The 12,855-nt window shown below is 72.3% G+C and carries 15 protein-coding genes; 7 read left to right on the plus strand and 8 right to left on the minus strand.

The window, feature by feature from the left end:
* Positions 1 to 338: 338 nt before the first annotated feature.
* Both LCE31_RS27045 and hemL read right to left on the minus strand, forming a co-directional pair.
* Positions 339 to 1,040: a histidine phosphatase family protein gene (locus LCE31_RS27045; RefSeq protein WP_225018679.1), complete on the minus strand. Its 702-nt coding sequence runs from the start codon at positions 1,038 to 1,040 to the stop codon at positions 339 to 341.
* Between the two features lie 134 nt (positions 1,041 to 1,174).
* The gene (hemL, locus tag LCE31_RS27050) at positions 1,175 to 2,506 is read right to left on the minus strand and encodes a glutamate-1-semialdehyde 2,1-aminomutase (RefSeq protein WP_225018682.1); all 1,332 of its coding nucleotides are present in this window, start codon (positions 2,504 to 2,506) and stop codon (positions 1,175 to 1,177) included.
* 116 nt (positions 2,507 to 2,622) lie between these two features.
* Here hemL and LCE31_RS27055 point away from each other — a divergent pair, with 116 nt between their 5' ends.
* Positions 2,623 to 3,219, plus strand: a complete 597-nt coding sequence (locus LCE31_RS27055; RefSeq protein ID WP_225018683.1) for a hypothetical protein — start codon at positions 2,623 to 2,625, stop codon at positions 3,217 to 3,219.
* Positions 3,220 to 3,234: 15 nt separating this feature from the next.
* Here the strand turns inward: LCE31_RS27055 and LCE31_RS27060 are convergent, their stop codons facing one another.
* A complete protein-coding gene (locus LCE31_RS27060) occupies positions 3,235 to 4,335 on the minus strand; it encodes a helix-turn-helix transcriptional regulator (RefSeq protein ID WP_225018685.1) in 1,101 nt (366 codons plus the stop codon).
* Positions 4,336 to 4,426: 91 nt separating this feature from the next.
* On the opposite strand from LCE31_RS27060, the gene LCE31_RS27065 reads away from it, so the two are divergent.
* From LCE31_RS27065 to crcB (LCE31_RS27080), 4 genes are all read left to right on the plus strand, one after another.
* Positions 4,427 to 4,825 (plus strand): VOC family protein, encoded by a 399-nt coding sequence (locus tag LCE31_RS27065; protein ID WP_225018687.1) that lies wholly within the window; start codon positions 4,427 to 4,429, stop codon positions 4,823 to 4,825.
* Positions 4,826 to 5,058: 233 nt separating this feature from the next.
* On the plus strand, positions 5,059 to 5,553 hold the full coding sequence (gene crcB / locus LCE31_RS27070) for a fluoride efflux transporter CrcB (protein ID WP_225018689.1): 495 nt from the start codon (positions 5,059 to 5,061) through the stop codon (positions 5,551 to 5,553).
* The gene (locus LCE31_RS27075) at positions 5,550 to 5,900 is read left to right on the plus strand and encodes a DUF190 domain-containing protein (protein ID WP_225018691.1); all 351 of its coding nucleotides are present in this window, start codon (positions 5,550 to 5,552) and stop codon (positions 5,898 to 5,900) included. Before crcB (LCE31_RS27070) ends, LCE31_RS27075 begins: the two co-directional genes overlap by 4 nt.
* Complete coding sequence (gene crcB / locus LCE31_RS27080; protein WP_225018707.1) at positions 5,900 to 6,271, plus strand: fluoride efflux transporter CrcB; 372 nt, start codon at positions 5,900 to 5,902, stop codon at positions 6,269 to 6,271. Before LCE31_RS27075 ends, crcB (LCE31_RS27080) begins: the two co-directional genes overlap by 1 nt.
* Before the next feature lie 13 nt (positions 6,272 to 6,284).
* On the opposite strand, the gene LCE31_RS27085 is transcribed toward crcB (LCE31_RS27080), so the two are convergent.
* The 4 genes from LCE31_RS27085 to LCE31_RS27100 form a co-directional block, all read right to left on the minus strand.
* Positions 6,285 to 6,791, minus strand: coding sequence for a MarR family winged helix-turn-helix transcriptional regulator (locus tag LCE31_RS27085; protein ID WP_225018693.1), 507 nt, complete (start codon positions 6,789 to 6,791; stop codon positions 6,285 to 6,287).
* 211 nt (positions 6,792 to 7,002) lie between these two features.
* Positions 7,003 to 8,490 carry an MFS transporter gene (locus LCE31_RS27090; RefSeq protein WP_225018695.1) on the minus strand — a complete coding sequence of 496 codons (1,488 nt, stop codon included), beginning with the start codon at positions 8,488 to 8,490 and terminating at the stop codon, positions 7,003 to 7,005.
* A gap of 196 nt (positions 8,491 to 8,686) precedes the next feature.
* Complete coding sequence (locus LCE31_RS27095; RefSeq protein WP_225018697.1) at positions 8,687 to 9,235, minus strand: isochorismatase family protein; 549 nt, start codon at positions 9,233 to 9,235, stop codon at positions 8,687 to 8,689.
* Positions 9,236 to 9,331: 96 nt separating this feature from the next.
* Positions 9,332 to 10,180 carry a helix-turn-helix transcriptional regulator gene (locus tag LCE31_RS27100; RefSeq protein WP_225018699.1) on the minus strand — a complete coding sequence of 283 codons (849 nt, stop codon included), beginning with the start codon at positions 10,178 to 10,180 and terminating at the stop codon, positions 9,332 to 9,334.
* 138 nt (positions 10,181 to 10,318) lie between these two features.
* Here LCE31_RS27100 and LCE31_RS27105 point away from each other — a divergent pair, with 138 nt between their 5' ends.
* Entirely contained in the window at positions 10,319 to 11,098 is a 780-nt protein-coding gene (locus LCE31_RS27105; RefSeq protein WP_225018701.1) for an NAD(P)H-dependent oxidoreductase, read from the plus strand.
* A 176-nt stretch (positions 11,099 to 11,274) separates the two neighbouring features.
* Here LCE31_RS27105 and LCE31_RS27110 read toward each other — a convergent pair whose 3' ends face one another.
* Complete coding sequence (locus tag LCE31_RS27110) at positions 11,275 to 12,033, minus strand: SDR family NAD(P)-dependent oxidoreductase (protein WP_225018703.1); 759 nt, start codon at positions 12,031 to 12,033, stop codon at positions 11,275 to 11,277.
* Positions 12,034 to 12,186: 153 nt separating this feature from the next.
* Here LCE31_RS27110 and LCE31_RS27115 point away from each other — a divergent pair, with 153 nt between their 5' ends.
* Positions 12,187 to 12,822 carry a TetR/AcrR family transcriptional regulator gene (locus tag LCE31_RS27115; RefSeq protein ID WP_225018705.1) on the plus strand — a complete coding sequence of 212 codons (636 nt, stop codon included), beginning with the start codon at positions 12,187 to 12,189 and terminating at the stop codon, positions 12,820 to 12,822.
* Positions 12,823 to 12,855 lie beyond the last annotated feature (33 nt).

The raw sequence follows: 12,855 nt of genomic DNA on the forward strand, positions 1-12,855 counted from the left end.
GCTCTCCCCCGCCTTGCCCGTCGCCCCCGCCGATGCCTTGTGCCCCGTCGCCTTCTCGGCGCCGCAGGCGGCGAGGCCGGCCGCCGCCTCCGCGCCCACTGAGGCCCCGAGGATGTCTCTCCGGCTGATGCTGCGCATACCGTCCCCATCCGTGTCAGGTCGCTGGTGACCGGCAAGCACAGGTCAGGTACTTGTCGGTTCATCACATTATTTACAAGCGACATACCGTGAGACAGCGCACCAAACACGGCGGTTCATGGAATTATCATATCTTTACGAATAAGAGAGGTATGTCACATGCCTCTCTCGCGTTATGGCCTGGGCCGTCCGGGTTGTCCCTATGCCCCGAACGCCTTGCCCGCGCCCGGCTGAGGTTTGCCGCCGGGCAGCAGGTGCGCGGGAACCAGGTCGCGCGCCGGCTCCGTGTACCCGACCGAGACGATCTGGTCGCCCCGGTACGTGAACGTCGTCAGCGAGGCCAGGGTGCACTGCCGGCGGCGCGGGTCGTGCCACAGCTTGCGGCGCTCGATGAAGCTGCGCAGGACCCAGATCGGCAGCTGGTGGCTGACGCACACGGCCTCGTGGCCGCGGGCCATGTCGCGCGCCTTCGACAGCGCGCCCATCATCCGCACGACCTGGTCGACGTACGGCTCGCCCCAGGACGGGCGGAACGGGTTGGTCAGGTACTTCCAGTTCGCCGGCTTGCGCAGCGCGCCGTCCCCCACGCCGAACGTCTTGCCCTCGAAGATGTTCGCGGCCTCGATGAGCCTGATGTCGGTGTGCACCTCGAGGCCCTTCTCCTTCGCGATCGGAGCGGCCGTCTCCTGCGCCCGCTCCAGCGGGGACGCGACGACCAGGGTGATGTCCCGGTCCGCGAGGTGCTCGGCGACCCGGTCCGCCATCCGCAGACCCAGCTCTGACAGGTGGTAGCCGGGCTTCCGTCCGTACAGCAGCCCCTCCGGGTTGTGCACCTCGCCGTGCCGCATCACATGGACCACGGTCAGCTCGTCCGGGTTGGCGGCGTTGATGGGGTTGCTCATGACGAATCCTTCGGCACTCGTACGGCTGCGGCCTGCGGGGGTTACGGAACATGGAGCGGACACGGGCGGGGCGGCGTCCGGCCGGAAGCGTACGGGCGGCGGCGGTGACGGCCGTGGGGCCGCCCCTGTACGGGTCAGGCGGCCGGCGGCGTGGCCCGCGCGGCGGCGCGCGCGGCGGCGGGCAGCGCGTCGGCGATCCGCTCGACCGCACGCTCGTCGTGCGCCGTGGACAGGAACCACACCTCGAACGCCGACGGCGGCAGGTAGACGCCGTTCGCGAGCATGGAGTGGAAGAACGCGGCGAAGCGGAACGTGTCCTGCCGCTTGGCGTCCTCGAAGTTCCGTACCTCCGCGTCCGTGAAGAACACGGAGAACATGTTCGACGCCGTCTGCACCGTGTGCGCGACGCCCTCCTTCGTGAGCGCCTCGGTCACCAGTTCCTGTACGCGCGCCGAGACGGCGTCGACCTTCGCGTACGCGGCGTCGTCCAGCAGCCGCAGCTGGGCGATGCCCGCGGCGGTCGCGACGGGGTTCCCGGACAGCGTGCCCGCCTGGTAGACGGGGCCCACGGGGGCGAGGTGCTGCATGATCTCCGCCCGGCCGCCGAAGGCCGCGGCGGGGAAGCCGCCGCCCATGACCTTGCCGAAGGTCATCAGGTCGGGCTCGACGCCGTCGACACCGAACCAGCCGGCCTTCGACGTACGGAACCCGGTCATCACCTCGTCGGAGATGTACAGCGCACCGTTGTCGTGGCACAGCTGCCGCAGGCCCGCGTTGAAACCGTCGCGCGGCGGGACCACGCCCATGTTGCCCGGCGACGCCTCGGTGATCACGCAGGCGATCTCGCCGGGGTGCGCGGCGAACGCGTCCCGCACGGCGTCCAGGTCGTTGTACGGCAGCACGATGGTCTCGCCCGCCTGCGCGCCCGTGACACCGGGCGTGTCGGGGAGCGCGAACGTGGCGACCCCGGAACCGGCCGACGCCAGCAGCGCGTCCACATGACCGTGGTAGCAGCCGGCGAACTTCACGACCTTGCCGCGCCCGGTCCAGCCGCGCGCGAGGCGGATCGCGGACATCGTCGCCTCCGTACCGGAGGACACCAGCCGGACCTCCTCCAGCGGCGCGACGCGCGCGACCATCTCCTCGGCGAGCACCACCTCGCCCTCGCTGGACGCGCCGAACGACGTACCGCGCGCCACCGCCGCCTGCACGGCCTCGGTCACCCGCGGATGGGCGTGCCCGAGGATCATCGGCCCCCAGGAGCACACGAGGTCGACGTACTCCCGGCCGTCGGCGTCCGTGAGGTACGGCCCGCTGCCGGACGCCATGAAACGGGGCGTGCCGCCGACGGCGCCGAAGGCGCGTACGGGAGAGTTGACCCCGCCCGGGGTCACTCGCGCCGCACGCGAGAAGAGTGTCTGCGAAACTGGTGCATCAGCATCAAAGGGGAAGCTCACGTAATCCATGGTGTCAGAGGCCCGGATGTTCTTGCGGACAGGTGTTTCACACAGCGTCTGCGGGGGAGGTCACTGTCACGATGATCGGGTTGCGCGGCCGGGGCTGCGAGTGGTCGGGTGGAGATATGCATCGCGGTGGCGGACTGGGCGAGGGGACCGACGGTCTGGGGCCCGAGCCTGCCCGGCGGGGCAGGCACCGGCGCAACGACCGGCATCGCGAGCACCACGACCACGATCGGCAGGGGCATGACCAGCCGCAGCCGACGAGCAGGAGCGGTGGCCGCGTGGGGGTGACCTACAAGTACTTCGGCGCGCCGGACGGCGCGACCGCTGCCCGTGTCCCCATCTCCATGCGCCCCGAGGAACTCGGCGGCGACGAGCTCGGCATGGGCGGCATGTTCACCAAGATCAAGCCGGAGACCATAGCCGCGATGGTCCTGACGGGCATTCAGGGCCTGCCCCTGTACCGGGTCCCGCCACTCGAACTGGTCGTCCTGCACCCGGACTACGCGGTGGTCAAGCTCCCCATGACGGCGGTCGACCCGCTGCGCGGCGTCGGCGAGGAGTCGGTCGGCGCGGCGGCCTTCATCTGGTCCACGGTCCCGGACCGCGGCGGCCCGCGCGACGCGTTCGACGTCTACCAACTCCTCCACGAGTGGCAGGACTTCTCCCACCGCCTGCACGAGGCGGGACACCAGCCGTACTGCCTGGTCTGGCCCTGAGGGCTCGCCCCCGCGTCAGGTCGCGCGGGCGCGGGACGCGAGGCGGTCCGCGAACTCGCTGACGAGCGTGCGCAGTTCCGCGGGGCGTTCGATGACGAACGGGCGGTCGAGCGAGGCGAGCAGCGGGGGCAGCCAGTCGAGCCGCTCGGCCCGCAGCTCGACGCGCAGCCAGCGTTCGGCGTCGGGGTCCGCGCCGGGCGCCTCCATGCCCGCGCCGGGCGTGCGGAGTGCGCCGTCCGCGCCGGGCGCTCCGTCCCCGCCGTCCGCCTCCACGTGTGCGCCGTCCGCGCCGCTCGCCTCCACGTCCGCGCCGGGCGGGAGTTCCTCCACGAGCGCGAGGGCGGCGGGGAGGCGTACGCGGATCTGCGCGGGCGTCGCGTGGACGCGCAGGGTCACCCGGTGCCGGTACTCGGCCGCGGCGAATCCCGACAGGACGCGCTGTGCCGGGTCGAGTCCCGCCGGCGGCTCGAACGAGCCGGGCAGGGTCCTCGCGTCCGCGATGCGATCGAGCCGGAAGGTCCGGTCCTCGCCGATCCCGGGGTCCGCGCCCGTGACGTACCACCGGCCCCGGTGGCTGACGATCCCGTACGCGTGCAGGGGCCGCTCGCTGCGCCGGCCGTCGCGATCGGTGTACCTGATCGAGACCGGGCGGTGGTGGCGTACGGCGTCGGCGAGGGTGAGCAGGCCCCCCCCCCCCGGGGCGGCGGGGGCGGGGGGCCGGGCGGTGAAGGCGAGGGATTCCACGACCGTGTCCAGCCGGCGGGCGAGCCGTTCCGGCAGCACCCGCCGGATCTTGGCCGCCGCCGTCTCGCCCGCCGTGTCCGCCGAGGTCGTCAGCCCGGCGCGGCGGCCCGCCGCCAGGCCGAGCAGCACGGCGAGCGCCTCGTCGTCGCTGAGCATGAGCGGCGGCAGGCGGAAGCCGGGGGCGAGCCGGTATCCGCCGTAGCGGCCGCGCACCGCCTCGACGGGGACGCCGAGGTCGGTCAGGTGGTCCACGTACCGCCGCACGGTCCGGCCGCCGACGCCGAGCCGGCCCGCGAGTTCGGACACCGTCCGCGTACCGCCGGACTGCAACAGCTCCAGCAGGGTCAGCACGCGGCCGGTCGGTCGGGACATGTCTTCGAGCCTAACGCCGATAGTGGACCGGTTCTGTCCCCTATCCGTCCTAGCCTCGGAGCGAGCGATCCGAACGAGCAAGGGAAACACCATGTACTTCGCCTCTGTCCGCGTGATCACCAACGACGTCGCGCGGCTCGTCGAGTTCTACGAGAAGGCCACCGGAGTCCGGGCCTCCTGGGCGACCGAGGACTTCGCGGAGATCGGCACCGAGGGCGCCACCCTCGCGATCGGGAGCACGCGCACCGTCCCGCTGTTCGCGCCCGGCTCCGCCCGCCCCGCGGACAACCACAGCATGATCATCGAGTTCCTCGTCGACGACGTGGACCGCGTGTACGAGAACCTGGCCGGCTTCGTGACCGACTTCGTCAACAAGCCCACCACCATGCCCTGGGGCAACCGGTCGCTGCTGTTCCGCGACCCCGACGGCACCCTCGTCAACTTCTTCACGCCGGTCACCCCGGAGGCGGTCGCGAAGTTCGGGCGCTGAGGGCCGCGTGTGAGGCCGCGGACCGGGCGGAGCGCCGCGCGTCGCCGTCCGCCGCGGCCGCCTCGCCGTTAGCCTGCCGTGTAATCTGGGGTTCTGCCTCAGCCTCCGGGCTGTCGCGCGGCGGTGGGGCCCGCCGTACCCGAACCGCGGTGTTCTGTGCCGCCAACGGTCCCTACTCGTGACCTTCCCTGCCTGTGACACCGCGGACAGGAGACACACGTGTAGGGAGACGTATGCGTTCCGAGGAATCCCGGCCGGCGATAGCGCCCGAGCCCGTGGACCCCGATGTCGATCTCACGGACACCCGCCAGCGCGCGGAGCTGCGCCGTTCTCACTACGGTGTCCTCGGGGTGATCGCCCTCGGCGGTGTGCTGGGGAGCGTCGCCCGCTACGAGGCGTCCCTGATCTGGCCGACGGCGACGGGCACGTTCCCCCTGACGACCTTCCTGGTGAACGTCATCGGCTGCCTGGTGATCGGCGTCTTCCTGGTCTCCATCACCGAGATATTCACCGCCCACCCGCTGCTGCGCCCGTTCTTCGGCACGGGCGTGCTGGGTGGCTTCACCACGTTCTCCACGTACTGCGTCGATTTCGAGCGGCTGGTCGACGGAGGTCACGCCGTGACCGCCCTCGCCTACCTGGTGGCGACCCTCGTCGCCGCGCTGGCCGCGGTCACCGCCGGTGCGTGGATCACCCGCAGGCTCCTGGCACATCGGAGTGCATCATGACCGTCCGTACGCGCGAAGCGGTACGTCTGACCGTGCTGGTCGACGACACCGACACCTGGCACCACAAGCCGGTCTCCAGCGAGATCGTGCACCGGGCCCACCGGGGCGGGCTGACGGGCGCCTCGATCTTCCACGGCATGGAGGGTTTCGGGGCACGGCAGATCGTCCACACCAACCGGCTGCTGTCGATGTCGGACGACCTTCCCGTCGCGGTGGTCATCGTGGACACGGAGGAACGCGTCCTGGGGTTCCTGCCGCAGCTGGAGGAACTGGGCGTCGAGGGCCTGATCACACTGGAGCCGGTGCGGGTCGTCCACTTCGACGGAGCACGTGAGGACCAGCCGTGATCAATCTGCTGCTCGTCATCGTCGGCGGCGCGGTCGGCGCGCCCCTGCGCTACCTCACCGACCGTACGGTCCAGGCCCGGCACGACACCGTCTTCCCCTGGGGCACCTTCGCGGTCAACGTCGTCGGCTCCTTCATCCTGGGCCTCCTGACCGGCGGCACGATGGCGGGCGCCGTCGACCAGCATCTGCAACTGCTGCTCGGCACCGGGATGTGCGGGGCGCTGACCACCTACTCGACGTTCTCGTTCGAAACGCTGCGGCTGGCCGAGAGCGGCGCGAAGTTCTTCGCCGCGGCGAATGTGGTCGCCTCCATCGTGGCGGGGCTCGGGTCGGTCTTCGTCGGGTTCGCCCTCGCCCGCGCGCTGTTCTGAGCCGCTCACGCCCTCACTCCGGCGCGTCGCCCTCGGCCGACTCGCCGAGTTTCTCCGCCAGTTGGAAGAGTGCGGGCACCGCGCCCCCGATGGCGCGCCGCTCCGCGTCGTCCAGCGCGGCGAGCGCGGTGTCCATGCGGCGCTCGTGCGCGGCGGTCCAGGCCGCGAGTTGGCCGCTCCCCGCGTCGGTGAGGGCGACGACGGAGGCACGCCGGTCGGCGGGGTCGACCTCGCGGGTGACAAGGCCCGAGCTGATCATCTGTCCGATCAGGCCGCTGACGGTGCTGGGCGCGAGGCGCTGGCGCGCGGCGAGGTCGCTGATGCGCACCGGGGAGTGCTCGCCGAGCACTTGCAGCAGCTCGACCTGGGCCATGGGGAGCGTCTCCCACGGATAGTCCGTACGGATCGAGGCGCGCAGCGCCCGGCGCAGACGGGTCACGGCCTCGGTGAGCAGGCGGGCGTCCGGCGCCCCTTCGGCCTGCGGGGACGACGGGGCCCCTGGACGGGGCTGGGCAGACATGCCGCAAGGTTAGCCCGGCGCCACGGGACCGTCAGCCGAGGCCGTCAGTACGCGGATCGTCAGCCGGCCGTCGTGGGCCGGTGCCGTCAGTACGCGGATCGTCAGCCGCCGGTCGTGAGCCGGTGCCGTCAGTACGCGGATCGTCAGCCGCCGGTCGTGGGTCGGTGCCGTCAGCCGATGCGGGGGGCCGTCGGTCGTTGCCGGAGGACCGTCAGCCGCCGGCCGTCGGCCCGGGGCCGTTCGCGCGCCGGGCGGACGCGCCGCGGCCCGGCAGTGGCGCGGCCGAGAGGAGCGCGACCGCCGAGGCCGCGGTCAGCACCAGCGCGGCCCAGCGGGCACCCGTGGCCGTCCCGCCGTCACCCGCCAGGTGCAGCGCCAGCGTGACGAGCGCGACGCCCAGCGCGGTGCCAAGGCCCCTGGCCATGTTGACCAGGCCGCCGCCCGTTCCGGAGGAGCGGGCCGGGATCGCCCCCATGATCATGGTGTTGTTGGCCGGTGTGAACGTGCCGAGCCCCAGACCCGTGACGGCCAGCACCGGTACGAGCCAGGCGAGGGTGAGGGGAACCACGAGGAGCGCGGCCACCGCGACGGCGAACACGCCCGCGCCCACCAGGCAGCGCCCGCGATCCGTCAGCGCGCGCGGGAGCAGCCGGTCACCGCCGGTCGCCGCCAGCGCGAACCCGGCGGGCAGCGCCGTCAGCACCGTGCCCGCCGTCAGCTCCGAGGAACCGCGGGCGGTCAGCAGGACCGGTACGAGCACCAGCGGCCCGAACAGCACGAGATAGCCGCTCAACGCGCCGACCAGGCCCGACGCGACCGCCCTCACCCGCAGGAGGTCCAGGTCGAGCAGCGGGGCCGCGGTCCGCCGCTGCCTGCGGACGAAGGCCCAGCCGGCGCCCGCCGCGATCACGAACAGCCCGCCCACGCACCAGCCCGGCAGGTCCAGCCCGGACGCCGCGGACACACCGAGCAGGGCGCCGGTGGTCGCCACGGCCAGCAGGCCGAGCCCCGCCAGGTCGAACCCGGCCGTCCTCGTACGGGCCCGGGTGCGCGGGAGCAGATAGTGGCCGCTCACCAGGGCGACCAGGCCGACCGGCACATTCACCCAGAACACCCAGCGCCAGCCGAGCCCGGACACCAGCGCGCCGCCCACCGTGGGCCCGAGCGCGAGCCCGAGGGCCTGCGCGGCGCCCTGCACACCGAGCGCGACGCGCATCCGCTCCCGGGGCGCGCTGGTCGTCACCAGGGCCACGCTGTTGGCCTGCATCATCGCCGCACCCGCCGCCTGCACGACGCGGAAGATCACGAGCAGGACGAGCGAGGGGGCGAAGCCGCAGGCCACGGAGGCGAGGGTGAACACGCCGAAACCGTAGAGATACAGCAGCTTGCGTCCGTGCGCGTCCGCGAGCCGTCCGGCCGGTACGAGCAGGGTCACGAGGGTCAGCAGATACGCGAGCGACACCCACTCCACCGCCGCGAGCGAGGCGTGGAACCCGCTCCGCAGTCCGCCGTAGGTCAGCGTGACGATGCTGGCGTCGAGCTGCCCCATGAACGCCCCGAAGCACACCGTGACCACCGCGAGCCACCACGCGTTCGGGCGCGACCGTATGCCCTCGGGACGCGCCCGCTCGCTGGTGAGCACGGAGAGCACGGGGAGCCGGCGTATCGCGGAGGGGTGGACCTTGGCACGAGCGGTCATGCCACCAGATTACAACGGACACCGAAATATTCTGAGGGCGTCTGAAATCGAGGGCGTGCGGCGCAGGGGTCGCCAGGCGCCCGGGGTCCGACACGCCCGGCGCCCGGCGCCCGGCATCGGAGGCATGCGGCATCGGAGGCGCCCGGCCTTGGAGGCGCCCGGCGCCCTGTGTCCGGGCGGGACGGCCGCCGCGCGCTCAGCGCTCCGCGGCGAGGTCGACCTCGGTCGAGGGCAGGACGCGCACGGTGCGTCCGGGGAAGCGGATGTTGCGGAAGATCTCGTTGTGGTGCGCGATCGACCGGTCCGGCGGCGCGTACCCCCCGGCATCGGGCCTGGCGGACGTGGTGTGCCCGTCGGCGACCAGCACCACGTCGTACCGGTGGCTCAGCGCCTGCCGGGCCGTGGTCTCCACGCACATCTCGGTCGCGAAGCCGGTGACCACGACCTCCGTCACACCCAGTGCCCTGAGCGTCTCGTCGAGGTCCGTGTCGAGGAAGCTGTCAGGGCTGGTCTTGTGGACGACCGACTCGCCCGCGGCGGGCGCGAGTTCCGGCACGACCCGCCAGCCCTCGGTGCCGGCCGGCAGCGCCTCGCCCTGGTCCTGGACCGTCACGATCGGAGCGCCCACCGCCTTGGCACGCTCCCGCAGCCCCGCGATCACGGCGACGGTCTCGGCGGCACGGTGGGCGATCGCCACGGGGGCGTTCTGCATGTCGATCACGAGCAGTGCGGGTATACGCGACATGAGCCCAACGTAATCCCCCTGGGCCCGCCGCAGTCACCCGCCGGCACGCCGCCCGTCCCGGAGACCGGTCCCGGTCACCCGCGGGCTTCGCCCGGATTACTCGCGTACCCGGGCGTTGGCCGTGGGCCGTGCGGTCTCGTTGTCCGCGGCCAGGCCGGCGAGGAGGCGGAGGCCGTCCTCCGCGGGGCTGCCGGGGGGTGCGGAGAGCACCAGCAGCTCCATGCCCGGTTCGTCCGGCAGTGCGAAGTTCTCCTGGTGCAGTTCCAGCAGTCCGACCAGCGGGTGCCGGTACGCCTTGGGGCCATGAGTGCGGGCGCGCACGTCCGCGCGGGCCCAGAGGCGGCGGAAGCGCTCGCTTCCCATCGCCAGCTCGCCGATCAGCGAGGCCAGGCGCGGGTCCTCCGGGTAGGTGCCCGCGGCCAGGCGCAGGTGCCCGACCGCGTCGAGGGTGCACTGCTCCCAGTCCGCGTAGAGGCCGCGCTCGGCCTCCTCAAGGAAGAGGTGCCGCGCGGCGTTGAGGCCCGGGATCGGCCGGCCGTAGAGGAGCTTGGCGAGGCGGTTCGCGGCGAGTATGTCCAAGCGGTGGTCCATGATCCACGCGGGTGCGTCGGAGACCAGGCCGAGGACGCGCAGCAGTTCGGGCCGGACCCGTCCGCCCGGCGCCTTCGCGCGGCGGCGGCGCTGGCAGGCGAGGCGGTCGAGATGCCCTCGTTCGGTCTCGTCGAGGCCGAAGACGCGGGCCAGCGCGTCGCGGACCTGCTCGGAGGGCTGGGTCGCGCGGCCCTGCTCCAGGCGTACGTAGTAGTCGACGCTGACGCCCGACAGGTGCGCGACCTCCTCGCGGCGCAGCCCTTCGACCCTGCGGCGGCTGTCGGTGGGAATGCCGACGGCCGCCGGATCGACCCGGGAGCGCCGGGTCCGCAGGAAGCCGGCGAGATCGTCCATTTCTCCAGTATGGCCTCGCCGGCGCCCGCGAAGGTGGTCCTGCCGATACCAGGAAGTCCCGTCCGACGGTACGGGCGCCCCTGAACAACGGGGTCCGCGGCGAACAGAGTTGGGGCCATCCGATCCGAAGGAGTTCCCGTGAAGACCCTGATCGTCCACGCCCATCCGGAGCCGAGGTCGCTGAACGGCTCGCTCAAGGATCTCGCGGTGTCCACCCTGGAGGCCGCCGGGCACGAGGTACGGGTGAGCGATCTGTACGCGATGAAGTGGCAGGCAGCCGTGGATGCCGCCGACTACGGTCCGGCCGCCTCGGACCCACTGAGGGTCGCCTCGGACTCGGGCCGGGCCTTCGACACCGGGACCCTCGCCCCGGAGGTCCGTGCCGAGCAGCAGAAGCTGCTGTGGGCCGACACGGTCATCTTCCAGTTCCCGCTGTGGTGGTACGGCATGCCCGCGATCCTCAAGGGCTGGGTGGACCGGGTGTTCACCTTCCACTTCGCGTACGGCGTGGGCGAGCACAGCGACACCAAGTACGGCGAGCGCTTCGGCGAAGGAACGCTCGCGGGCAGGAGGGCCCTGCTGTCGGTGACCACCGGCGGCCCGCAGGCGCACTACGCGGCGCGCGGGATCAACGGCCCCATCGACGACCTGCTGTTCCCGATCCAACACGGCATCCTCTACTACCCGGGCATGGAGGTGCTGCCGCCCTTCGTGCTGTACGGCGCCGACCGGCTGACCGCCGAGGACTACCCCGACGTCGCCAAGGCCTGGGAGCAGCGCCTGCGCACGCTGGAGACGACCGAGCCGATCGCGTTCCGGCGCCAGAACTTCGGGGACTACGAGATCCCCTCGCTCCAGCTGAAGGAGTCGCTGGAACCCGCGGGCCGCACGGGCTTCGGACTGCACGTACGCGGCTGAGCGCGCGCGGCTGCACGTACGTGGCTGCGCCTGTGCGGCTGTACGTACGCGGCTGGGCGTACGCGCGTTGGGCGTACGCGGCTGCGCCTGTGCCTGACGGGCGCCGCGCGCACGGAGCGTCGCCGCGCGTAGCGGCCGGCGCGTGGCGGCCGGGGTTCGCCGCCCGGCGCCCGGTGTCACAGGAGGGCGCCGCCGGAGACCTCGATGCGCTGGGCGGTGACCCAGCGCAGCCCCTCGGACGCCAGCGTGGCGATGGCGTCGCCGATCTCCTCGGGTTCGCCGACGCGGCCGAGCGCGGTCTGTCCGGCCAGAACGCGACGCATGCCGGCGTCGTCCCGCATCGCCCCGCCGTTGAAGTCGGTGGCGGTCGGCCCCGGGGCGATGGAGTTGACCCGGATGCCGCGCGGCCCGAGTTCCGCGGCGAGGGTGCGGCTCAGAGCCTCGACGGCGGCCTTCGACGCGGAGTAGGCCGAGGTCGCGGGGCTGGTGTGGCGGGTCAGTGACGTCGAGACGTTGATGACCTGGCCGCCCTGGGCCAGCAGCGGCACGAGCGACTGGATGAGGAAGAACGTGCCCCGGACGTTGGTGCCCATCACCGTGTCGAAGTCGTCCACGGTGACGGTCTCCAGCGGCCCGAAGATCCCCACTCCCGCGTTGTTGACCAGGATGTCGAGCCGCGAAGCACCCCAGCGCTCCAGCCGCGCGCGCAGTGCGGACGCGAAGGGCACGAAGGAGGAGACGTCGCTGATGTCGAGCCGGAGAACAGCGGCGGCCCCGCCCGCGGCCCGCACCTGTTCCGCCGTCTTCTCCGCCCCGGCCGCGTCGCCGCGGTGGGTGGCCACGACCCGCACCCCGCGTGCGGCCAGGGCGACGGCGGCGCTGCGCCCGAGCCCGCGATTGGCACCGGTCACCAGGGCGATCTTGTCGATGGTCATGAGCTTCCTCCGCGGCGCGACAACCGGGACCCAGGACGGGCCCAGGCGTCTCGGATAAGAGACGAGTCACTCGTCTCGCCTTACTGGTGCACCGTAAGCGGACCTCCGAGGCGAGTCAAGTGACTCGCCTCGGAGCTGCGGCATACTCTCCGCATGGCAGCAGAACTCACCGCGCATCACCGCAGGCTCGCCCAGCAGAAGCGCGAGGCGATCACCTCCGCGGCCACCGAACTGTTCCTGGACCGCGGCTACGACGGCACGTCCCTCGCGCGGATCGCCGAAGCGGCCGGAGTCTCGAAGTCCACCCTGTTCAAGCAGTTCCCCACCAAGGCGGCCCTCTTCGAGGCCATCGTCACCGAGTCCTGGCAGCGTGACGCCGGCGATACCGCCGCGCGGCCTCGGGCGGGGGATCTGCGCTCCGGGCTGGCAGCCATCGGCCACCGCTACGCCGACCTGATCGGCCGGCCCCGCATGACAGGGCTGTTCCGGATCGTCATCGCCGAACTGCCCCGTTTCCCCGAGCTGGGACGGATGCAGTTCCAGCTCGGCAAGCTGCCCTACTTCGCCTCCGTCCAGCGCTACCTGGAATCCGAGCACGAGGCGGGCAACGCCGAGGTGCCCGACGCCGAGAGCGCCGCGAACCAGTTCCTCGGCATGATCGCCAACTACGTCCTGTGGCCCCGCATGCTGCTGACCGACTGGAGCCCCACGGCCTCCGACGTCGACAAGGCCGTCGAAGAGGCCGTCCTGACCATGCTCGCCAGATACGCCCCCGCCCCGCCGGCCTGACCCGTAACCCGGCGGAGTCCCCCCGTAGGGACG

The sequence above is a fragment of the Streptomyces sp. 8L genome, assembly GCF_020176795.1.
In the GTDB taxonomy this organism is placed as follows: Bacteria; Actinomycetota; Actinomycetes; order Streptomycetales; family Streptomycetaceae; genus Streptomyces.